The organism is Streptomyces djakartensis (assembly GCF_014651075.1).
GTDB classification, from domain to species: Bacteria; Actinomycetota; Actinomycetes; order Streptomycetales; family Streptomycetaceae; genus Streptomyces; species Streptomyces djakartensis.
Map to the genome: position 1 here is coordinate 1 of NZ_BMWE01000039.1, position 21,478 is coordinate 21,478.

At 69.3% G+C, this 21,478-nt stretch carries 20 protein-coding genes and 3 pseudogenes; 12 read left to right on the forward strand and 11 right to left on the reverse strand.

The genetic code is table 11. The features are described 5' to 3' along the window. The 3 genes from IE212_RS35270 to IE212_RS35280 form a co-directional block, all read left to right on the forward strand. Positions 1 to 381, forward strand: a 381-nt coding sequence (locus IE212_RS35270) for a hypothetical protein (protein ID WP_229864703.1), incomplete at its 5' end; no start/stop codon positions are given. Next, complete coding sequence (locus IE212_RS35275; protein ID WP_229864704.1) at positions 375 to 698, forward strand: SGNH/GDSL hydrolase family protein; 324 nt, start codon at positions 375 to 377, stop codon at positions 696 to 698. The genes IE212_RS35270 and IE212_RS35275, both read left to right, overlap by 7 nt. Positions 699 to 764: 66 nt before the next feature. Then, a complete protein-coding gene (locus IE212_RS35280; RefSeq protein ID WP_229864705.1) occupies positions 765 to 953 on the forward strand; it encodes a hypothetical protein in 189 nt (62 codons plus the stop codon). A gap of 16 nt (positions 954 to 969) precedes the next feature. On the opposite strand, the gene IE212_RS33855 is transcribed toward IE212_RS35280, so the two are convergent. Together IE212_RS33855 and IE212_RS33860 are read right to left on the reverse strand one after the other, a co-directional pair. Further along, on the reverse strand, positions 970 to 1,182 hold the full coding sequence (locus tag IE212_RS33855) for a hypothetical protein (protein WP_190201830.1): 213 nt from the start codon (positions 1,180 to 1,182) through the stop codon (positions 970 to 972). Next, positions 1,179 to 2,189 (reverse strand): winged helix-turn-helix domain-containing protein, encoded by a 1,011-nt coding sequence (locus IE212_RS33860; RefSeq protein WP_190201831.1) that lies wholly within the window; start codon positions 2,187 to 2,189, stop codon positions 1,179 to 1,181. Before IE212_RS33860 ends, IE212_RS33855 begins: the two co-directional genes overlap by 4 nt. A 301-nt stretch (positions 2,190 to 2,490) precedes the next feature. On the opposite strand from IE212_RS33860, the gene IE212_RS33865 reads away from it, so the two are divergent. Next, the gene (locus tag IE212_RS33865; protein ID WP_190201832.1) at positions 2,491 to 3,339 is read left to right on the forward strand and encodes an esterase/lipase family protein; all 849 of its coding nucleotides are present in this window, start codon (positions 2,491 to 2,493) and stop codon (positions 3,337 to 3,339) included. A gap of 200 nt (positions 3,340 to 3,539) precedes the next feature. Next, positions 3,540 to 4,721 carry a serine hydrolase domain-containing protein gene (locus IE212_RS33870; protein WP_373301478.1) on the forward strand — a complete coding sequence of 394 codons (1,182 nt, stop codon included), beginning with the start codon at positions 3,540 to 3,542 and terminating at the stop codon, positions 4,719 to 4,721. A gap of 221 nt (positions 4,722 to 4,942) precedes the next feature. Here IE212_RS33870 and IE212_RS33875 read toward each other — a convergent pair whose 3' ends face one another. After that, positions 4,943 to 5,146, reverse strand: coding sequence for a hypothetical protein (locus tag IE212_RS33875; protein WP_031104385.1), 204 nt, complete (start codon positions 5,144 to 5,146; stop codon positions 4,943 to 4,945). A 299-nt stretch (positions 5,147 to 5,445) separates the two neighbouring features. Here IE212_RS33875 and IE212_RS33880 point away from each other — a divergent pair, with 299 nt between their 5' ends. Together IE212_RS33880 and IE212_RS33885 are read left to right on the forward strand one after the other, a co-directional pair. Beyond that, positions 5,446 to 5,898 (forward strand): S26 family signal peptidase, encoded by a 453-nt coding sequence (locus IE212_RS33880; protein WP_229864706.1) that lies wholly within the window; start codon positions 5,446 to 5,448, stop codon positions 5,896 to 5,898. A 29-nt stretch (positions 5,899 to 5,927) separates the two neighbouring features. Then, a complete protein-coding gene (locus tag IE212_RS33885) occupies positions 5,928 to 7,802 on the forward strand; it encodes an AfsR/SARP family transcriptional regulator (protein ID WP_190201834.1) in 1,875 nt (624 codons plus the stop codon). Here IE212_RS33885 and IE212_RS33890 read toward each other — a convergent pair. From IE212_RS33890 to IE212_RS33915, 6 genes and pseudogenes are all read right to left on the reverse strand, one after another. After that, on the reverse strand, positions 7,783 to 9,768 hold the full coding sequence (locus IE212_RS33890; RefSeq protein ID WP_229864707.1) for an ABC transporter ATP-binding protein: 1,986 nt from the start codon (positions 9,766 to 9,768) through the stop codon (positions 7,783 to 7,785). The two genes, IE212_RS33885 and IE212_RS33890, sit on opposite strands and share 20 nt — an antisense overlap. Beyond that, positions 9,765 to 10,268 (reverse strand): TlpA family protein disulfide reductase, encoded by a 504-nt coding sequence (locus IE212_RS33895; RefSeq protein WP_031104389.1) that lies wholly within the window; start codon positions 10,266 to 10,268, stop codon positions 9,765 to 9,767. The genes IE212_RS33890 and IE212_RS33895 overlap by 4 nt, the downstream gene beginning before the upstream one ends. A gap of 10 nt (positions 10,269 to 10,278) precedes the next feature. Next, a complete protein-coding gene (locus IE212_RS33900; RefSeq protein ID WP_190201835.1) occupies positions 10,279 to 10,851 on the reverse strand; it encodes a MauE/DoxX family redox-associated membrane protein in 573 nt (190 codons plus the stop codon). 81 nt (positions 10,852 to 10,932) lie between these two features. Continuing rightward, positions 10,933 to 11,130 (reverse strand): hypothetical protein, encoded by a 198-nt coding sequence (locus IE212_RS33905; RefSeq protein WP_031104392.1) that lies wholly within the window; start codon positions 11,128 to 11,130, stop codon positions 10,933 to 10,935. 340 nt (positions 11,131 to 11,470) lie between these two features. Continuing rightward, positions 11,471 to 11,816: pseudogene (locus IE212_RS33910) on the reverse strand (transposase); the annotation flags it as partial. Positions 11,817 to 12,535: 719 nt separating this feature from the next. Continuing rightward, positions 12,536 to 13,252: pseudogene (locus tag IE212_RS33915) on the reverse strand (alpha/beta fold hydrolase); the annotation flags it as partial. Positions 13,253 to 13,408: 156 nt separating this feature from the next. On the opposite strand from IE212_RS33915, the gene IE212_RS33920 reads away from it, so the two are divergent. The 4 genes from IE212_RS33920 (at position 13,409) to IE212_RS33935 (ending at position 18,178) form a co-directional block, all read left to right on the forward strand. After that, positions 13,409 to 13,804, forward strand: a complete 396-nt coding sequence (locus IE212_RS33920) for a winged helix-turn-helix transcriptional regulator (RefSeq protein ID WP_190201836.1) — start codon at positions 13,409 to 13,411, stop codon at positions 13,802 to 13,804. A gap of 1,489 nt (positions 13,805 to 15,293) precedes the next feature. Continuing rightward, positions 15,294 to 15,743 carry a PepSY domain-containing protein gene (locus IE212_RS33925; RefSeq protein WP_229864708.1) on the forward strand — a complete coding sequence of 150 codons (450 nt, stop codon included), beginning with the start codon at positions 15,294 to 15,296 and terminating at the stop codon, positions 15,741 to 15,743. A 177-nt stretch (positions 15,744 to 15,920) separates the two neighbouring features. After that, positions 15,921 to 16,700 carry a response regulator transcription factor gene (locus tag IE212_RS33930; protein ID WP_190201838.1) on the forward strand — a complete coding sequence of 260 codons (780 nt, stop codon included), beginning with the start codon at positions 15,921 to 15,923 and terminating at the stop codon, positions 16,698 to 16,700. After that, positions 16,697 to 18,178, forward strand: coding sequence for a sensor histidine kinase (locus IE212_RS33935; RefSeq protein ID WP_190201839.1), 1,482 nt, complete (start codon positions 16,697 to 16,699; stop codon positions 18,176 to 18,178). Before IE212_RS33930 ends, IE212_RS33935 begins: the two co-directional genes overlap by 4 nt. A gap of 514 nt (positions 18,179 to 18,692) precedes the next feature. Here the strand turns inward: IE212_RS33935 and IE212_RS33940 are convergent. Continuing rightward, positions 18,693 to 19,532, reverse strand: a complete 840-nt coding sequence (locus tag IE212_RS33940; protein WP_190201840.1) for a hypothetical protein — start codon at positions 19,530 to 19,532, stop codon at positions 18,693 to 18,695. A 128-nt stretch (positions 19,533 to 19,660) separates the two neighbouring features. Between IE212_RS33940 and IE212_RS35285 the strand changes: the two genes are divergently transcribed. Continuing rightward, positions 19,661 to 19,894: a hypothetical protein gene (locus IE212_RS35285; RefSeq protein ID WP_229864709.1), complete on the forward strand. Its 234-nt coding sequence runs from the start codon at positions 19,661 to 19,663 to the stop codon at positions 19,892 to 19,894. 579 nt (positions 19,895 to 20,473) lie between these two features. On the opposite strand, the pseudogene IE212_RS35290 reads toward IE212_RS35285, so the two are convergent. Beyond that, a pseudogene (locus IE212_RS35290) lies at positions 20,474 to 20,918 on the reverse strand (DEAD/DEAH box helicase); the annotation flags it as partial. Between the last annotated feature and the right edge of the window lie 560 nt (positions 20,919 to 21,478).

The following is a 21,478-nucleotide window of genomic DNA, read 5'->3' on the forward strand; positions in this document are numbered from 1 at the left end:
AAGGGTTACGCCCCGTCGGCACGCGTCACCCGCCTGGCGGCCGAGCGTTCGCTGGGCGATCACGTCTTCACCCGCAAGAACACCAGCCCGCTGGAGATCTTGGCCGGCACGGTGGCCATCGGCGCTGGGATAGTGGGAGCTCTGTGGGGCGTGAACTGGGTCCTCAGCAAGACCGGGACGCAACTCCTCCGCGAAAGTGAGGCCATGGAGGACAGCTTCGACCCGGCGCTGGGCTTCCAGTTCACCGCATGCTCCGGAGCCAAGACGGGCCAGATGACCGAGGGAGATCCCCCCAACGGCTGGGGGATCGACGGAAACTTCCACGAGAAGACCCAGATCGACTCAGGACCCTCAGTGCGGACACCACTTTGGTCATGCTGACTATCGGTGGAAATGACGCGCGCTTCGACAACAAGATCCAGAAGTGTGTCATGGAGGGGTGCCCGTCGGAGGCCTCGATGAAGGCGGACATCGACAACGCTGTAGCCGAGACTCGGACGGTGCTGGAACAGATTCATGCCCATGCGCCGAACGCGACGATCTCGCTGATGGGCTACCCTTTGCTTTTCAGCCGCACTCAGGCGTGCTCGACCTTGGTGAGCGCATCCCAGCGTGTCATTCTGAACGACGTGGCCGAGTACTTCGAGAGTAAGCAGCGCGAGCTGGCGCTCTCCATGAGCGCGTCCAACGTCCGGTAACCGTCCCCGCAGTCGGCGTTCGAGGGCAAGCGCATCTGTGATTCGCCGGAAGGAATCAACGGGGTCGTGGCAGGGCCGAACGGCGACGGCGACTTCCACCACGGCGACAAGAACACGCAGCTCTGCTGGTGGTTCACGGGAGACACCTGCCTCAGCCGTGAGAGTTACCACCCGAGCCAGACCGGAACCAGCGCGTACGCACAGGCGTTCATGACCGCCGGCCCGCTGTCAGCCGCCACACCACAGGAGCGGTGAGCACGAGTATGTCCGATCACGGCACCGTGGCGCGGCACAACCGCGTCACGGTGCCGTCTCCAGGGTGTCTCGCCGCCATCATGGTGCTCCCCAAGGCCGCCTCCAGGCGCTTGGTGTTCTCCAGGTCCCCACACGTGCCCAGCAGCCGCTCGGTGGCGGCGGCGACGGCCGGGTGGGGGTAGTACCTGTTTCTGAACCCCGGAACGCGCAGGTGCAGCGCAGTTCTCAAGCAGTGGTGCTGAGGAGGCTGGTGCCCAGCGGGGTCGTGGTGTGGAGGGCAGTGTTGTGGTGGCGAACGGTGGTGGTCAGCCCGGCGGTGCGTAGAACAGTCGCGTGCTGGCTGGCGCTGGCCGGGGAGATGCCGGCATGACGGGCGAGTTCGGTGGTGGTGCAGCCGGGATGATGGGCGATGGTCCACAGCACGATGGCCCGGGTGTGGCCGAGGAGCATGGTCAGGGAGTCGGGGACGGTGCTGAGGACCCGTGCGGTCTCCGCAGGCGGCAGAGCGAGATCTGTGTCGTCACGGCGGATGGGGTAGGTCAGATACGGCTGGGGTTCGGCGCTCACGCCCAGTACAGGGGATGCGACCCCGAAGAACGACGGAATCAGCAGCAGGCCGCGGCCGGAGAGATGAATGTCGTCGTCCGCACCGCTGGCCATGGTGAGTTCCAGAACAGGCGGCTTCCACTTGATGTGGCGGGGGTTGAGTCCGGACAGCAGGGTATGGAGTCCGCCGTGGGCGGCCTGACGTCTACGCAGCGCTTGGTCCGCAGCGCTGAGGGCATCGATGCGCTGCTGGTAGGGAGCGATGACGTGCTGGTGCACGTGGGCAGCGACATCGGTCAACTCCAGCAGCAGCGCTTTGTCACTGCCGAGCGACTGCGTCCAGGCCGGTACCGGACGCTGATGGTCGCGGCCAGCCCAGACCTCCATTTCCTGCCGGACCCGGGCAGCAGACAGAGCCCGGATCTGATCCAGCACCTCTTCGATGTCCTCAGCCGCCGGGAGTCCGAGGAAGCCCACCGACCAGCCTGTTGACGGGATCAGATCGAACAGCTGCTGCACCTTTGGGGACAGGCGCCGCAACGATTCCCGCCTCCATTGCCCGAACCGGGTCGGATGGCTGCGTTCCTGCAGTTGCCGCAGGGCGATGTTCAGCTCAAGAAGAGGACGGGGTGCCTCCGCGAAACGGGTGCGGGCCATGTCCTCGGTGGTGAAGTGGATGCGTACCGGCATGGCACGGAGCATGTCCAGGATGTCGTTATTCGGGCTAGGTCAAATCACGTCGACGGCCGCTCAGCCGCCCAGCCATCCTGGCCGACATTCCACCGGATCGAAAACAAGTACTGAGCAGCTCGGTCACCGGGTTGTCGAGAGCGCGGCGTTCGATGTAGCCGAACGTCAACTCGTAATGACCCATCGGGCCGGTCAGAAGTCTGGATCAGAAACAGTCCTTCTCAGCTCACGAACCGAGGGAGTTCACGTGAACTTACGCTCATCCCTGACGGCGGTTGTCGCAGGTCTCGTACTCACGCTCATGGCTACAACAACCGCCTCGGCCATCCCTTCGCCCGCACGCGCAGATGCCGTCGGGGTCGAAGCGGCGCCCGCGAGGGCCGACAGCAACAAGCGGCCAGTCTTCCTGATCAAGGGCTACACCCCCGGCGACAAGTGTGGCTCCAAGTGGAACGCGGCCGTCAGGCTACTGAAAAGCGAGGGATGGAAGACCAAGAGACTGCACCGCGTCGGCTTCTATGCCACAGATGACTCGAAGTGCGACGTGCGGATCGACAACGGCACTGCCACTGCCGAGACATCCTTGAAGGTTCTGGGGCGTGAGCTGGCGAAGAAGATATACGACATGTACTCGTCCAAGGGAATCCCAGTCGACATCGTCGGCCACTCCATGGGCGGGCTTATCGCCCGCGCCGCCATCGCCGGCTACCAGAAGGGCGAACCGGGCTGGCCCAAGAAGCTGCTGGTGGAAGACGTCGTCACGCTGGGGACGCCCCACCGCGGCGTGCACCGGCCAGCCTGCTTCACACTCCAGTGCATTGAGATGAATCCCTTCAGCGGTTTCCGGAACTGGCTCGGCGCCGACCTCCCTCAGGCCGATGGAGGCACCGACTGGACTCTCGTCAGTTCGCGCGCAGACTGGTCGGTCCCGCCTGCCTTCGCAATGCCGACCGACATCGGAGCACAACACCTGGTGCTCTACTCCGAGATAGGCTCCAGCCTCGGCCACAGCGAGCTGCGAACCCAGGCAACGGGGGTCTTTCCCCTGAACTACACCAATAATGGCGGCGCATCATGGGGTTACCTGGAACGTGGTTCCGCACCGCTCCGGGTTACCAAGAACGCCCTGTACTGGTCCTCCAGGTGGTGACCTGAGAGGGCGGCATGAGGGTTGATGTCTGATCCGCCGCTTCGTCTGGGGCGAGCGGGCAGGTCGCGGCGAACGCCGGGCTGCGCGGGACGGGCGGCGCGGGCGTCTCTCCGGGCGGGCGGCTTCGGCCCGGGTGTGGGCGGCCGACCAGGGCATCAGTGTGCGGGGCGGGTCAGGGTGTGATCGGGGATCACTGCGGGGTGAACCCCGATGACCACGGGACCTGCCCGCCGCTGTCGGGGACGGCCGCGCTGGCCGCCACCACAGTGCTGCCCGCCCACCGCGCCCTCGCCTTAACCGCGCCGCTCCCGCCGCTGGACCCCACCGCCCTGCAGGCGGCGATCGACGACCTGGAGCACCCGCCGTCGACCGCGGCCCAGCTGTGCGTCGGCGGCACGGCCGGCCACTGGCGCGGCACCTCGGGCGTGGCCGACATCCGGACGCACTGTCCACTGACGGCACATGACAAGGTGCGCATCGGCAGCATCACCAAGGTCTTCGTCGCCACGGTGGTGCTGCAGCTGGTAGCGGAGGGCCAGGTCGACCTGGACGCGCCCGTGCGGCGCGTCCTGCCAGGGCTGCTGCCAGCCCGGTTCGCGGCTGTCACCGTGGCAAACCTGCTGAACCACACTAGCGGACTGCCCGACCACGTCGGCATACCGGACCCGGAAACCCCGGAGGAGGTGGTCCGCCACCGCTTCGACCACTGGACGCCACAGCAGTGGGTGGCGACGGCGACACACGGACCGCTGAAGTTCACCCCGGGCACCCGGCAGGAGTACCGCGGCATCAACTACGCACTGGCCGCGCTGATCATCGAAAAGGTAACCAGCCGCCCGTATGGGGAGGCCGTCACGGCCCGCGTACTGCGTCCGCTGAGCCTGGCGCGCACCGTCGTACCCGGCGACGACCCGCGCATCCATGGCCGACACGTGCACGGCTATCTGGCGATGACCGACGGCAGCCTGCGGGACATCACTGTCTACGATCAGTCCTCCAGCCGCGGCGAGGGCGACATGATCTCCACGACCGGCGACCTCGACCGGATGCTCGCCGCGCTGTTCTCCGGCGAGTTGCTCCCACCCAAGCTGCTCCAGCTGATGTTCACCCTGCCCCCGAACGACGTGCGCATGCTGGACGGCTCCCCGGCCCGCTACAGCACCGGCCTGCAGCAGGCCACCGTCAACGGCATCACCCTCTGGGGCAAGACCGGCGAGACGTACGGCTACAAGAACGCCGCGTTCTCCACTCGTGACCAGCAGCGCCGCTTCGTGCTCGCGTACCACCCGACGACCACCCGCGACGGCGCAGAGAGCGAGATGATCGCGCGGGTTGCCGACCTGCTCACCCGCAAGCGAAGCGCCGAAGGCCCAGCGGCCTAGATACGCCACGTCCTCCGCTGTCAGAGCGGTCGCCCAAGGGGCAGCAGGGCATCCTCTGGCAGACCGTCCTTCAGGAGCGGGAAGCTTCTCTCAGGGTCCTGAAGGACGCCGCCGCCGTCCCTCGGCAGCGGGTGCGGGGCGACGGCTGAGCGGCCTCCGGACGAACAGCGCGCCGATCGGGCCGCGGACGGCGCGTCCGCGGCCCGATCACCATGTCACCGTCAGGCCGACGGCCGGCAGGGCGAGCTGAGGTAGCAGGTGCCGCAGGAGGTGTAGCCACCGACCACATGGCAGGTCTGCCGGTAGTAGAAGCTGTTGCGCTGGCTGCAATAGCAGATCTTCTGGAAGGTGGTGTCCGCCTGGGCCACGGCCTTGGGCACGAGCCTGCCCAGAATCTTGTCGCCCATCGTCCCCATGAATCCCATCACTGCCGTTTCCTTTCGAGTACGCACTGCCGGAAAGAAGCAGATTCGACCGTAGCAACGGCAGATACGGCGCTTCGTACAGTTCGGATACAGCGAGCGGAAGAGGCCGGTCCGCAAACCGTGTCCAGCGAACCGCCCGATACACCCATAGACACCCAACTTCCACGCGAATTGCAAAGGGGGCGAACAGGGCGCGACGCACCCCCGGGTTTCCCGCGGGGGCAAGAAGAAATACATTGACAGGCAATACGGCGGGCGGGCACGATCACACCGACCGGCGGAACCCACGGGGGGTGTCTGTGCCTGTTCTGTTGATTGCCGTTGGGTTCCTTGTCGGCCTCGCCGGCGCCGTCCTTGCCGCGCTCCGCATACGCGGCCGATACACCGTGGTCACCGTAGAAGGCACCAGCATGGCGCCGACGCTTTCGCCCGGCGACCGGGTGGTGGTGGAACGCCGCACCGTCGACCAGGTGCGGGCCGGGGACATCGTCGTACTGCAGCCCCCGCGAAGGACGGGCGACTACGAACCGCTGAGCGACCGCGCATGGAACATCAAGCGGGCCGCCGCGCTTCCCGGGGACCGTATTCCGGAAGGAATACCGGGAGGCGGAGACCTCACCGAGGTCCCGGACGGGCGGCTGGTGGTGCTCGGCGACAATCCGGACAGTATTGATTCCCGTCATCGGGGATTTTTCGAGGCCGACCGGATCATGGGCGTGGCGGTCCGCCGACTGGGCGGCAGTGCTTTGTAAGAATCACATACCGGGGGACAGCCACAAGCATGACCGTCGAGTTCCGGGCCCTCGGCCCGCTGGAAATCGTGGACGGTGGCCAGACCGTCCGTATAGCCGCTGACAAACAGCGCACCATTCTCGCGATGCTGGTCGCCCACCGGGGCGGCGTCGTCTCCGTGCCCGCCCTCGTGGAAGAACTCTGGGGCGGCACCCCGCCCCGGTCGGCGGTGCCCAATCTGCGCACGTACGTGATGCAGTTGCGCCGGCTCCTGCCGCCCGCCGCGGACGGCACGCACCCACGGCTGATCACGTCCCGCTCCGGCTACGCGCTCCGGACGGACGACGGCGAGACCGACATCGCCCGCTTCGAGGCCCTCGTCGAGCGGGCACGGCAGGCGGCGGCCGGGCACGACCTGGCGGGGGCCACCCGCGCACTGGGCGGCGCCCTGGCACTCTGGCACGGGGCGCCACTGGAGAACGTCGTCAAAGGACCCGCCCTGGAGGGCATCGCGGCGGACCTCACCGAGCGGTACCTGAGCGCGATCGAGGCACAGGCGGACGTGGAACTCGCGCGCGGTACCGGGGCGGCCGTGGTCGACACCCTGCGCCGGGCCGTGCGCCGGCATCCCCTGCGCGAACGGCTGCGCAGCCGCCTGATGCTCGCCCTGCACCACAGCGGCGACACGGCCGGCGCGCTCGCCGCCTTCACCGACGCCCGCGAAACGCTGCGCAACGAACTCGGCCTGGACCCGGGGCCGGAGCTGTGCCGCACCCAACAGGCCGTGCTGCGCCGGGAACCGGATCCGACGTCCGTCCCGGAGGTCACCGCCCTGACGACGGCGCGGCCCGCGCACCCGGCCACCGGTACGGTGCCGCGCCAGCTCCCCCGGGCTCCCGGGCCGTTCGCCGGACGGGCGCACGAGACGTCCCTGGTGCGGGACGCCCTGCGCACCCGGGACGGGACGACCGCCGGGGCGCCGGTCGTGGTGCTGCACGGGCCGGCCGGACGCGGGAAGTCGGCGCTGGCCCTGCACGTCGCCCACCGGGCCGCCGCGGACTACCCCGACGGCCAGCTCTACGTCGATCTCGACAGCCCGCGGGCCGGCGCCGGCCCCCTGACCCCGGTCACCGTGCTGCGCCACTTCCTCCGCTCGCTCGGCATGCCCAGGGCGGACGTGCCGACCGCCCTCTCCGAGGTCTCGGCCTACTACCAGTCCATGGTCGCGGGCCGGCGCGTCCTCGTGGTCGTCGACAACGCCTTCCACCGCGGCCAGGTCCTTCCGCTGCTGCCCGCAGGCCCGGGGTGCGCGGTGCTGGTCACGAGCCGGAGCGTCCTGCCCGCGCTGGACGCGGTGCATGTGCCGGTGGACCCCCTGGACGAAACGGACTCCGTCCGCCTGCTGTCCCTGCTGGCCGGCGACGCGCGCGTCACCGCGGAGCCCCGGGCGGCGCGGGAGATCGCACGGCTCTGCCACGGAAACCCCCTCGCGCTCAGCATCGCGGGGGCCCGCTGCGCCGGCCGCCCGCAGGGGAGCCTCGCCGGATTCGCCGCCCGGCTGCGCGACCCGGCGCGCACGCTCGACGAATTACGGGTCGCCGACCTGACGATGCGCTCGTCGTACGCCAGGAGCTACCGGGAGCTGTCGGCCCACGACCCCGAACACCGCGCCGCCGCACGGGCGTTCCGCCGGCTGTGCACCCTCGGGGCGTCCTTCAGCGCGACGCGCGCCGCCGAGGCCATCGGCGCCGCCCTGCCGGCCACCGAGCGGGCCCTGGACTGCCTGGTGACCGTCGGGCTGCTCACTCCGGTGGCGCGCGAGGGGTTCCGGATGCCTGATCTCGCGGGCCTGTACGCGCGAGAGCTCGCCGCCCGCGACCAGGTCCGCTACAGGGAGCCGGTGTTCAGCCGATCGGCGATATGACCGCGTGCGACGGCTCCGCCGCCGGTGCCCCGGGCCGGTCCGCCACGTCCGGACGAGCCGGTGCGTCCGGGGCCTGCGGTGCGTCCGGGGCGTCCACGGCCTCGGGTGCGTCCGGGGCGCGATAGCCCTCGGCCTGGATGGCGAACAGACGCGCGTACTCGCCCTCCCCGGCCATGAGCTGCTCGTGCGTTCCCCTTTCCACGATCCGGCCGCCCTCCAGCACGACGATCGCGTCCGCCTCGCGGACCGCGCCGAGCCGGTGGGAGACGAGCAGGCTGGTGCGCCCCGCCCGGTGTTCGCGCAGCCGGGCGTGGATCTCCGCCTCCGCCTGGGCGTCCAGGCCGGCACTGGGCTCGTCCAGGATCAGCAGGTCCCGGTCGTCGCGCAGCAGGGTGCGGGCGAGCGCCAGCCGCTGCCACTGGCCGCCGGAGAGCACGACCCCGGACTGCGGGTCGTCCTCGGCCTGGTCGGCGAATATGCGGCTGAGCATGGTGTCGTAGCCACGGGGCAGCCGCTCCACGGTGCCGTCGGCATCGGCGAGCCGGGCGGCCTCGCGCAGTCGCGGGCGGTCGTCGAGCGCCTGGAGTTCCCCGACGCCGATGTTCTCCGCCGCCGTCAGGTCGTAACACATGTAGTCCTGGAACAACACGCCCATACGACGGCGCAGTTCGGCCGGCGGCACGTCGCGGATGTCCACTCCGTCCCAGTAGATCGCCCCTTGGGTCGGATCGTAGAAACGGCAGAGCAGCTTGATCAGGGTGCTTTTCCCCGCGCCGTTCAGCCCGACGAGGGCGACCGCGGTTCCGTGCGGGACGGTCAGGTCGACGCCCCGGAGAATCCACGGATGGTCCTCGGCGTACCGGAACCAGACGCCGCGCAGTTCGATGCCCCGGCGCAGGGCCGGCAGTCGCCCCGAAGGGTCCGCCGACGGCAGGTCGTCGGGGAGCGACATCACCTTGTCGTGGTACCCGAAGATGAGCAGCGCCTCGTGCGCCATCGCGACGTTGTCCACCAGACCGGTCAGGGCGGCCTGGGTACCGGCCACGGCGGCGACGAACGCCGTCACGTCGCCCACGCTCAGGGCCCCGGTCGTGGCGGCCCGCACCGCCCACACGAGTCCCAGTCCCGCGACCACCGTGGACAGCAGCGCGAGGAGGGACTGCGTCCGCGCCTCCTGGCGGTCGAGCCGCTGTTCGCCCTCCTGCCGGATCGCGAGCTCCGTGAGCATGCGCCCCTTGAGGAAGTCGCCGAGGCCGAACAGCCGGGTCTCCATCGCGCTGCGGACGTCGGTGAGAAGCAGCGAGTAGAAGACCTGGCGGCGGACCGCGGGGGAGACTCCCGCGAGCATGCCGACCCTGCGCCGGGACAGGGAGAGCCGCGCGAGGAGCGCGGGGACGGCGGCCACCGTGACGAGTGCGGCCATCGACGGGCTCAGCAGCGCCAGCGTCCCGAGCAGGCTCACGAGCGTGATGACGTTGCGCGCGGTGTCGAACAGGCCCGTGGTGACGGGGCCGAGCCCGCCCCCGGACGCCTGCATGGCCATGTTGAGGTCGTTACGGAACCCGGGGTTCTCGAAGCGGGACAGCCCCTGCAGCCGGTTGACGGCGCCGTACAGGCGGTCCTGCATCAAGCGGTCCAGCCGGCGGCCCAGTTCGTTCTGCAGGTAACCGCTCAGGTGCGGCAGCACACCGGCCGCGAGGCCCACGGCGGCCAGGCCCGCCGCCAACTCCAGCACGTGTTCCGGTCGTCCGCCGGCCAGGTCGTCCACGACGAGTTTCGTCAGCCATGCCGTGGCGGTGGGCAGCAGGCCGAGGACGATGGTGACGAGCGAGTACGCCAGCGCCTGCCACGGTCCCGCCCGCCAGCACATCGACCAGGCGACCCCGAGGTGCCACACGGTCCGCCTCGGCCCCGCCGTGACCGCCCGCCCGGTGGGCCCGGCCTGCGGTCCGCTCTCCACGCTCACGCCGCCGGGGCCGGCTCGGGCAGCTCGGCCAGCTCGGTGGACGCCTGCACCACGGAGCCCTCCCCGTCGACCAGGACGAAGGTGGGGAAGGCCTGGATGCCCATGTCGTCGGCCACGGCGTGGGCGTCCTCACCCCGGATCACCGCCGCGTCCGGACCCACCGCGGCGACCAGCTCGTCGGCGCGCGCCCCGTCGCCCGACACCACCGCCAGCGCCCCGTACCGGCGGGCCCGGACGGCGAACTTCGGCGCGTGGTCGTGGCAGGTGTCGCACTGCGCGTCGAAGAAGGCCACGAGAGTGGCGCCGGATGCCCGGGCGGCTTCCGGAAGCCGGTGGCCCACCAGCATGCCCGGGTCGTACGAGGAGAAGCCGGGCCGACCCGCCAGCCGTTCGAGTTCCGCGGTGTGCTCGCGCAGCCGACGCAGCACCGCGAAGGTGAGGAGCAGGTCGAACAGGCACAGCACACCGACCAGGACGACGGCGGCAATCAGAAAAGGCATGAAGGGGACCTCACTTGTGGACGGCGCGTGGACGGGCGGCGACTGGGGCCGGCCAGCCGGTGCGGAAGAGGGCGGCCAGGTCGTCGAGCCGGGCGACCAGCAGGGCCGCGACGACCGCCGCGACCGCCGCGACCGCGCCGCCGCCGGCGTGAGCCGGCCATCCGGCGGCGGGCAGCGCGGTCATCACCGCGAAGCCGGCCGCGCCCGTTCCGGCCAGGATCAGGTTGCGGACCACGTGCAGTGGTCCCAGCGGAGTGGCCGATGCTCCGAAGCAACGGCACGGGGCGCGGCGTCCGCCGCGCAGTGCCACCACGATGCCCGCGGTGAAGGCGAGCAGCAGGAGCACCGCGGCCGCCAGCCCCAGGGACGCCGTTCGCGGGGGCACGAGCAGCAGAAGTACCGCGACTTCTCCGGCGATCACCGCGGCGGCCGCCGCCCTCGACACCTTCCGGGGAAAGAGCCGCAGGTCAGTGATCGACCGGGCGAACGAGGCGAAGGCGGTCCTGCTGCGCACCTTTCCGGCGAGCGCCAGCAGAAAGACACCGAACAAGAGAATCCGGCATGCGAAAGCGACATAGGTCATGCGCGAAGTCCTCGTATATGGGGCACGGGAGCGGACGGCCCGGACGCGTGCCAGCGCCGCCCGCCCCGCACTCGTGTTCTGTCAACAGCCGATGTAGCGGACGTTCTCGCACTTTCCGCACGAGGTCCGTCCGCCCACCACGTGACACAGGCGGTAGATCTTGCGCCAGTCGGCGGTGCAGTAGCAGTACTCCCACCAGCTGGTGTCCGCGGACGCGGACGCCTTCGGCACGAAACGCTCGAGCACCCGGTCGGCGACCTTGCTCAAAGACGGCATCATGAGTTCCCCTCTTCCTTTCGGCAGACGGTACGCACGCGCCATAGACCGGCCCGTACAGCGGACATACAGCGGCCGCCGGGCCCGCGCCGGTACGGGAGTCCGGGGCGGGGCCCGGGGCCGGCTCCTCAGCTTCCGGCCGGGGGCGCCACCGGGAGCGTCACGCTGCTGAGCCCGGTTCTTACGGTCATCCGCGTGCCGGGCGGTGCTTCGTCCGGTACGCGCAGTCGGTGTCGCCGGGGACGCCCTCCCCGTAGCAGACGAGCCGTGAGGTGCCCTGGACAGTGCCGGCGATGGCCCGGGTTGCGGTCCCGTAGTCGACGAGCAGCGCCGTCGTATACGGGTCGGCGTGGAGCTTGGCCGGGCACCGGCGGCGCGGGCCGCACCGGGAGCGTATGGGCGATATCCCCCGGACGAGCGGTTGAAGCCCGAGGCTATCGTGCATGTTGGCGCCAGAGATGCCCAGTGAAAGTGGCAGTCCGTTCCGGTCGGTGATCAGGTGGATCTTTGATCCGTTCTTGCCACGGTCGGTCAGGTTCGGTCCGGTCAGGGCCCCCTTTTGCGGCCCGGACGCTGACCGAGTCGATGACGCACCGCGACCAGTCCAGCTCACCACGAGCACCCAGCTCGTCGAGGATGACCCGGTGGAGCCGGGCCCAGACCCGGTCCCTGCTCCACTGGGCGAAGCGCTGGTAGACCGTGGAGCCGCCCAAACTCATCGACTGCACCTGCACAGCGCACCTTTTCGACCCTCCAGTGTCGAAACGGTCCTCGAACCAAGCCGCTCACCTGGGCCTTCTCCGGCCGCTGAGGCGGCCTGCGCCCGCTCGGCCTCAACCAGACCCCCTGGATGGGCACCTCGCCCACACTGCCCCGGCCCCACGCCGCGCCCAGGCATGCCAGTTCTTCGGCCCCGGTTCCCGAGTGAACGTCACCGGCCAGATACCAGCGGACTCGAGAACCTTTCGTGGATCATGACCCCCGGGAGGAGAACCGCTTCCTCCGCGCGCTGCTCGACGGCCGCCTCCTACCGGCACGACAGCTGGCCAAGATGAAGCAGACCGTCCCCGTGAGCGTGAAGGTCCAAGAACTGTGGCCCGACGGCCGATACGGACTCGGCTTGGTCGAACGCCCCTTGAACTGCGCAGGAAGCTGCTGGAGCCAGCGGACGAAGCTACTGGAGCCAGCGGAGGAAGCTACTGGAGCCACGAGGGAGGGGACGGCGGCTACATCACCCCTCAACGGCGTCACCGACGACGGCAGGCGAAGCGCTGTGGTCTCCTCACATGGGTCCATGGCGCTTCTTTCGTGAAGCGGGCGGCATTCGTGGGGCGGGTCTGCTGCCCGGCGGTGGCGGGCCTTGTCCGGCTCGCTGCCGCAGTCGCGGTCCGGACGCTGGCAGGGTGGTTTCAAGCAGCAGTTCGCTCAGGTCTGCCGGCATGGTGATCATGCAGTCGTGTCCGGTCGGCAGTTCCCGTATCCGTGCCGGGGAGCCGTTGGGCTGTGCTGCGGGGACGGGCCGCCGCACGATGCCTTCCGGCTGTGCGCCGACGCAGTGGATGTGCGTGCGCGGAATGCAGTCCACGGCAGGGTTGTCCAGCCGGACCGGTTGCTGCAGGCAGCGCACGGGATGGTCGGAGAGCGTCGCACGCAGCCATGCGACGTCGGCCGGGTCGGTGACTCCGAACAGGCCGAGGGGCGCAGGCATCTCGGGCAGCGGCGGGATGCGCCAGCCGTTGTCGGACGTGGCGGCGAGGTCGATCAGGTTCTGGGTCATGGGCTGCACGTCGACGGCGGTCTCGCCGTGCTTGGGGACCATCGCGTCGAGGTACACCAGGTGCGCTATTCGTTCCGGTACCTCGTTGGCCACGGACGAGACGACCAGGCCCGCGTAGCTGTGACCCACGAGCACCACTTCGGTCAGGTTCTCCTCGTGGATCAGCTTGACGACGTCCGTGACGTGCGTGTCGAGCCCCACCTCGGGACCGAGTAGGTGTGCCTTGTCGCCGTAGCCGGTCAGTGAGGGTGCGAACACGCGGTGTCCGGCCGATTCCAGCAGCGGGACCACCCGCTCCCAGCACCGGCCGCTGTGCCAGGCGCCGTGCACCAGCAGGAAAGTTGACATAAAGGAATTTTTTCCTCTTCGGGGCGTGGAGGAGCGGGAGCATGACGGTTCCTGTTTGTGCCTCAGTACTCTTCGGGAACCGGCATCATCGTGCTGCACCTGCCACACCCCGATCAATAAGGCACATTTCGGTGCCCCGGTTCTCTGGAGGTAACCATGAGCGGCACAGCAGGCGGCGCGTCGCGGCCGGCGCGGCAAGAGGACCCGTGCCAGGCCCGTGAAGTGCTCGGCATCGTCGGCGACAAGTGGTCGCTGCTGATCGTGCGTAACCTCAGCCAGGGGCCGCGCCGCTTCACCGAACTCAAGCGGGCCGTCGACGGGATCAGCCAGCGTATGCTCACCGTCACCCTGCGCGGCCTGGAACGCGACGGGATCCTCACCCGGACCGTCCGCAACGTCATGCCGCCGCACGTCAGTTACGAACTCACTCCGATGGGCAGGACCCTCCGCGAAGCCACCGCACCCCTGTTGGAGTGGAGCATCACGCACCTGACGCACATCGACGCCGCCCGCGCCGCGTACGACGCCCGCCCCGACACCCCGCCCGTCTGACGCCCGCCCGGCTGTACTCACCCATCGGCAGGTACGGCTCGAACTTGCCCTGGCCAGCGGTGAACTGTCGCCATGCCAATCCTTTCGCACTGTCGCTACGAGCCTCACCAGGGCAGCGCATCACGCATCGCGCGCTGAGACCTCAGCGGGCACTGGGGTATCGGGGTGGCCTTTGGCGCGTACAGGTGGACCACCGCGCGGTACCGGGACTGCACGGTGGAATCGGCGCTGGACCAGGGGTGCTGCGGATGCTCGCGGGAAACGTGCGGCGCGATGGTGGCAAGCGTGGCGGCAAAGTCGCGTGCGTGCGAGGGTCGCGGACCCCCGTACGACTGGGCGATGTCCGTCCACAGGCACAGGAACACGCCGATCCGCTCGGCGTCCCGCGCCTGCCCGGTGAGCCAACGGCGAGCGGACCACAGGGCGATCGGGCCGGTGTTGTTCTCCCGGCTGCGCTGATCTCCTCCTGCATGGCGGCGACGTCGAGGCGGCCGTCGGTGCGGACGGACTGCGCGTCCATACGGCAGATGTCGATGCCGCCGAAGAGCTCCTCGTGGGCCTTGTGTAAGCGGCCCGGGACCTCATCGGCTAGGTCCGCGAGGAGTCCCTCGCAAGCGAACGCCGCCGACTCCTCATCGCCGAGACCGTAGTCGTCGGCGCAGGCGACCTGTCCGGTCTCGGTCACATGCTCACCCCGGCCTCGACTTCGTACTTCCGAGTCCGGCTTCCGAGTCCGGTCCCGCGGGGTGGGCGCCGTGCCGGGCAGGTGCAGCAGGCCCGGTCCAGGTGCGCACGGAACCCTCCAAGGCCCATAGGTGCGACGCGAACGGAGACTTGCTGATGATGCGTGCGCAGAGGTGCCAGCAGGTGGCATGCAGGAGGATCGTGTAGCACCTCCGCTCGCGGCAGCCCTGCGGGGTGGCCACGCGGCCGAGCGCCTCCGCCGGGTCGTTCGGCGAGGGACGGCGAGGGCCGGTCCGGGATCTGCCAAGGGATAGTCGCTGACGATCCCGGACACATCGGAGAGCAGTTCGCGGTGGTCGGCAGGCAGCGTGGGCGTCACTTCAGTCACATCCGTAGCCGGTGATCGCGCCGGTCGGGGCGGCTGCCCCTGGCGCACCTGGCCGGTGGCCCGGCTGGACCCGCGGCAGACGGTGGTGTGAGGGCGTAGGACGCAGGGCTGCGATGGCTGGTGCCGGACGCGCTCCGGTCCTGGCCTGACCACACACCCCATGCGTGCCACCGCACCCGCTGCAGGAGCAGTCCCTGACGCGCTGAAGTCCATGGCTGTCAGTGCCCGGGTGGGCTCTGGTGGCCGTCGCCGTTGAAGGTTGGTCGTTTCTTGTCGGTTTCCTGGCCGCTTGCTGGCCTCGTGCTTGAGTGCCGGTTCCTAGGGTCGTTGACGTCCTCGAAACGACCCGGGCCTGCGGTGTTCCGCTGCTGCCCGGCCTGTATGACCTCCCCCTCGACTCTCTTGGAGATCTTCGACATGAACGCTTCCAAGCGCGCCCTGGCCGCCGCTGTGTCCACTGCCGCCCTGCTGGTCGGGCTGGTCGCCTGCGGCGGCTCGGACTCCAGTGATGCCGCCTCATCCTCCAGCAGCGCGGCGGCCGGCCAGACCGGCGGCGACCCCCAGGCCGCACAGGGCGGTGCGCCGGCCGAGGGGGAGGAGGGCGGTGACGCGGTGGAGACCCCGCTGACCGGTGAGGCCAAGCAGAAGGCCGAGGCCGCGGCGCTGGCCGCGTTCCCCGGCACGGTGGTCAAGTCCGAAGAGGACGCCGAGAACCCCGGCATGTACGCGGTGGAGATCAAAAAGGCCGACGGCAGTGAGGTGGAGGTCTACCTCGACCCAAAGACCTACAAGGTCGTCAAGACCAAGGACGAGGCCGGCGACGAGGCCGGCGACGAGGCCGGCGACGAGGCCGGCGACGAGGGCTGACTCCGCCAGAACGCCCATACCGGCGCGCCGGCGGGCTGCGAAGCTGCCCGCGGGCGGCGAGCCCGGCCTCTTCGTTGAGCGGGTGCGTGCCCGAACGCGTATCAAAGGCTGTCCGCAAGACCGGGACGGATTGGTGTGATCATGACCGCGGATCGGCGGGGGTGTGAGCCTGAGGCCATGCAGGTGCTGCTCATCGAAGACGACGAACGCATCGCCGGGCCGCTGGCCGAGGGTCTGACCCGATATGGGTACGCCGTGGAACGGGCGCGCACCGGTTCGGCGGCGCTGGCCGCGCCCGAGCCGCAGATGGTCCTGCTCGACCTGGGCTTGCCGGACATGGACGGCATCGACGTCTGCCGGGCCCTGCGCAGGCGCTCGGACGTACCGATCATCATGATCACCGCCCGGGGTGAGGAGATCGACCGGGTCTTGGGCCTCGAACTGGGTGCGGACGACTACATGGCCAAGCCGTTCGGCGTCCGCGAACTGGTCGCCCGCATCCGCGCGGTCACCCGCCGCGCCCGCCCCCGGACCACACCACATGCCGCTGTCCCCGGCGACACGGCCGACGCGGGCCGGCCTGGTCAGACGCCCAGCACCACGGGCCCCGCGCCCACGGACGCACCACAGGCGGTCGGGCCGCTGGTTATCGACCGCCGCACCCGCCAGGTCCACCTCCACGAAGCTCCCATCGCCCTGGCCCCGAAAGAATTCGACCTGCTGGCCTACCTCGCCCTGGACCCAGGAGCGGTCTGCTCGCGCCAGCAGATCGTCGACCAGGTATGGGACCCACACTTCTTCGGCCCCACCAAGACCCTGGACGTGCATGTGGCGGCCCTGCGCCGCAAACTGGGCAATCCCGCCTGGATCGAGACCGTCCGCCGAGTCGGCTTCCGCCTCCACGCCCCGGACGCCGCAGCGCCGCCCGGCAGCGGCCGCCAGGAGGCCCGGACATGACCCGGCGCCTGCTGGCCAGCTATCTCGCTCTGGTACTGCTCGTCCTGATCGGCCTGGAGATCCCCTTCGGCCTGCTGTTCGCCAGCGCCGAAACCTCCCGCCTGTCCAACAGCATCGAGCGGGACGCTGGAATGCTGGCCGAACTCGCCGAGGAACGCATCGAAGAGAAGAACACCGACGAGCTGCCCGAACTGGCCGCCCACTACGCGGTGCGCACCGGGGCCCGTGTGGTCATCGTGGACCGCACCGGCGCTGTCCTGACCGACTCCGCCTCCACCACCGCCATCGGCACCGATCTGTCCGCCCAGCCGGACATCGCCACCGCCCTGCGCAACCAGACCACCGTCGGCACCGCACCCGACCCGGACAGCGGCACCCAGACCCGCTACGTCACCGTCCCCGGCTCCTCCGGCGAGACCATCCGCGCCGCCCTGCGGCTCAGTCACCCCACCGATGTCCTGGCCGACCGGGTCCACGACATCTGGCTCACCCTCGCCCTGACCGGCCTGGGCGTAATGGCAGCCGCGACACTGACCGCCCTCGCTCTGGCCCGCTGGATCATCCGGCCCGTCCACGCCCTGGAACGCGCCACCACCCAACTCGCGGACGGCACCCTCACCAACCCGCCCGCCACCAACCTCGGCCCACCCGAACTGCGCCGCCTGGCAACATCCTTCACCCACACCGCCACCCGCCTGCAGCAACTCCTCGCCTCCCAGCGCGCCTTTGCCGCCGAAGCCTCCCACCAGCTCAAAACCCCCCTGACCGCACTGCGGATCCGCCTGGAGAACTTCGAACCCCAGCTCGACCCCGCCGTCCACGACAGCCTGGACGAAGCCATCGGCGAGACCGAACGCCTCGCCCGCATGATCCAGGGCCTGCTCTCCCTGGCCCGCCTCGAAGCCACCGCCACCACCCCGGAACCCACCGACCTCGACGCCGTGGTCACCGACCGGGCCGCCACCTGGGCACCCTTCGCCGCCGAACACCACGTCCACATCACCACCACAGGACACCCGGCCGGCCACGTCCTGGCGATCCCCGGCGCACTGGAACAGATCATCGACAACCTGCTCGCCAACGCCCTGCGCGTCTCACCCCCCGGCACCACCATCACCCTGGCCACCCGCCCCGTTGCGCAGGGCACCGAACTGCATGTCATCGACCAGGGGCCCGGCATGAGCGAGACCGAACGCCGCCGCGCGTTCGACCGGTTCTGGCGCGCCTCCGACACCCACCACGACGGCACCGGCCTCGGCCTGCCCATCGTCGAACAACTCACCCGCGCCAGCGGCGGCCACATCACACTCAACGCCGCCCCAGGCAGCGGCATCGACGCCACCGTCCTGCTGCGCCCCGCCCCCGCCCCCTACGCCCAAGCACCCGCAGACCGCCCCGCACGCCCCCACCACGGACCAAACCCAACCCCGGCCGCTCCACCCAAGCCCACCGACGCCCCGCAACACGCACACCGCTGATAGCCACGACCCCGCCGCGCCCACCACCACGGCAGGACGGCATCACCCTCGACGAGCCGGCCCGGCGCACCGGCTTCTCCAAGACTCGCATCACCGCTCTCCTGCGCGAATGAACAGAGCGCAACGGCGTGCGCGTGGTGGCCACCTGCGTCGACCACATCTACGAGGGCAACAGCGCCGACCCGAGAAGGCTCGTCTGCACCGGCACCACCGCGGACGGCCACTCCATGCGCTGGTGCAGTGGCAGGCGCGGACCTTGCCGAGCTCTGTTGCCTTCTCCCGCCGGGGTGTGTTCGGTCCCTTGACCTCCAGCCATGTTCCTACCTCAGGAAGCCAGAAGTCAGGCACGTATCGCGTGCCGGAGGGAAGGACGATCAGCTCGGGCTCGTACTCCCACAAAATACCGAGGCCGTCGAGCGTGACGGCCCAGTCGGCTTCGAGACGGGACCGGAAGCGGGTGCCGGCATAGGTCGTGGGGACGGCGTCCATGGGCTCGGTCATCGCGGTGTTCCTGTCAGGCGTGCAGCTGTACGGGATAGCCCTGGTCATCGATCTCACGCAGAACGCTGACGGCGAGCATGAGGGCGACCACGGCGTTGGCAGCGGTGTACTGGAGGGCGCCGGCAGCGTGGGCGGTGGCATGCCGGTTGAAGCCCTCCGGCACAGGGTGCTGGCGCCGGAACTCCTCCAGCGCCTTAGCGAAGGGAAGGAAGACAGCCGCCTTGCGAAACTGCCCGATCGTGGCGTCGTCGTCGACGCCGACGGTGGGAACGCTCTGCCCGATCTTGGAGTAACCGGGCCACCAGCCCCTGTCGGTGAGCCACGCTGGGTTGGCGAAGGCCAGACCGCGAACAAGGGTGTCCCAGACATTCGCGGCGAGTGCCTCCGCACCGCTGAACATGCCGGACTCGGTCATCCGCACGCACCCTTCAAGCAACGTCCGCTGCGCGGAGAACCGTGCGTCGGTGACAGCCGCCAAAGCATCGCTGCAGGCACCGAGAACCTCTGGTCGGCAGTCGTCAAGGACCACCGCGCGGGAGGAGGCGTCATCCGCAGCGAGCAGCTGCCTGATCACATCGGCCGGGGGCACCCACGCCAGAGGCAAGCCTTCCTGCATCAGCCGGACCATGTCCTTGTAGGCCAGGCGCTGGCCCTGCCAGTTTTCCGGCATCATCGCATCCAGGCGCTCCAGCACTGGCTGCAAAGGCGCGACAGCCTTGGCCAGGCTCTCCAACACGGGCCTTGGAGGCTCCACCTTCGGCGCCGGCATGAAGTTTGCGGCCACCGCCCGACGGACGTTTTGCGTGGCCGCGTTCAATACCTCGGCCAGCCGTGCATCGAAGCCGTTCGTCACCCAGACCCCTCCCTTGTGCGTTGGAGCATCTTCCGACATAGCGGCCTGCGCTGACCAGGTCACGAGCGGCTGGGGGTTGAGCCGAAGGAGGGGGAACACGGCCCGGAATCTGCGGTACACCTGGCGGCGTGAAGCTAGGCGACCTCAGCCCACTGATGGCACGCCGCCGCGCAGGCGGCGGCTTCAGCTATGACCGTTTCCGAGCTGACCCTGCACTGGCATCGCTGCACTGGCCGGACGACGTCCTCGAGCAGTTTCTCTTCGATCACGGAGACAACGGCGCCTTCGTGCGCGACTACGGTGGCATCGACCTGCGCCAGGTCAGGTGGCAGCTTGAGACCATCCCAGCCGCGGAACTTTAAGGAGATGCCGACCGGAGCGTCCGATGCCGGATGTATCGAGAGCTACGCCAAGAACCCGGGGTACTGGGTCGAACGTCGCCCTCACAAGGTAGGGCAGCACTGGGAAGAGCACGGGACGTGGCTGCGTCCGCCCATCCTGGTTGCCCGACGGCTCTTGGACTCGTCGGACACAGGTCTTCAGGTCCAGGAGGGCAGAACACGAGTCGGCGTACTACGAGGTCGGCTGCGCGAGCTACTGCACGTCCCGCCCCACCATCAGGCTTGGATCGGAAACCCAGCGACAGCACCAGAAGCCGAAAACCGTCCGAATACGGCTGGCCAGGCCTGCTGACGACATAGACCCGCGATACCGGCAGATCACGGACCTATGGAGGCCGAGGCCTTATGGTTCCGGCTCGGATGTGGTCTTCAGGTCGGAAGCAGGGCGCGGTCTCCACGAAGCACTCCTCAATCCACCGATCATGCTCAAGTTCGCCAGGCACTCCGGTGCCGCCTGCTCGGCTGTACGACTGTGGTGGTGCCCTCACGACCGCACCGCTCCCTCGGTGCCGGCGCGCGCGAACCGTCGGCTCGGCCACAGGGCACGGCATAGACGCCGGTGATCTCATTCTCCGCCCGCCACCGCAGCAGGGCCTGGTAGCCCTCCAGCCACACCAGCGACTCCGGCCGGTAGACCCGGGTGTGCAGGAACGAGGCGATCGTCCCCGCGTCGCGGGGAGAGGAGAAGTGCAGCCGGCGGACTCGGCAGCGGCTTCAGTGCCGTCGTCGTGCTCCTGGCCCTCGCCGTCGCTCTCGCCGCTGGCCCCGACGATCCGCCTGTCCTCATCGCGCTGGAGGTGGACCTTGCGTTTGCCGCTGGTGAGCGCGCGGGAGGCGAGCCGCTCGACCAGGCGCTCATCGTGGCTGCGCAGGCCCTGGAGCATGAGCGGCTTGAAGCTCGCGGAGCGACCAGGTCGGTCGGGTCCTCACCGGGCTCCAGGAAGACCGGCACGATGATCCGCGCGACCTTGGTAGAGCCGTCCTTGGGTGCTGCCTGGTGGGCGGCTTCGTACCTAACGGGAGCCGGCGAACTGAACGAGAACTGTACGGGAGCAAGGGGGCACGTCCGGGGCGCTGGTCTGACCTGCGGGAACAACGTCTCGCACCATCCCTTTGAGGTGAGGTTGGAGAACTGGGTCGGCGGGTGAGTGGGCTCTGTCGGCAGTTGGAATGAGCGGTCCCCGCTTGCGGGACCAAGATGGGGCGGAAGGAGAGGGGCCCGTGAAGGGCAGAGCCAGCCGCGACCCGAGGAGAGAAGGAAGGGTGAGTCAGAGTGGGAGGTCGAGCGCCGGGACCCGGGAGCTGTTGCCCGAATAGGGGAGCACAGTGTGGTGGCCAGCAGGACCAGTGCCAGCAGTCCATGAGCAGAGCGAAGCCCTGGGTGAAGGTGCTTGTGCGGATAGGGGCTCATGTAGCGATCAGGGTGGTGATGGAGTTCCTGGACTCCGTCGTTGGCTTTCCGCCGCATCTGTAGGCCCGGGTGGGGTAGAAAACGAGCCGCGTCCCACCGCTCCTCACACTGGGCAGTTGGTAGTGCCTGCCGTC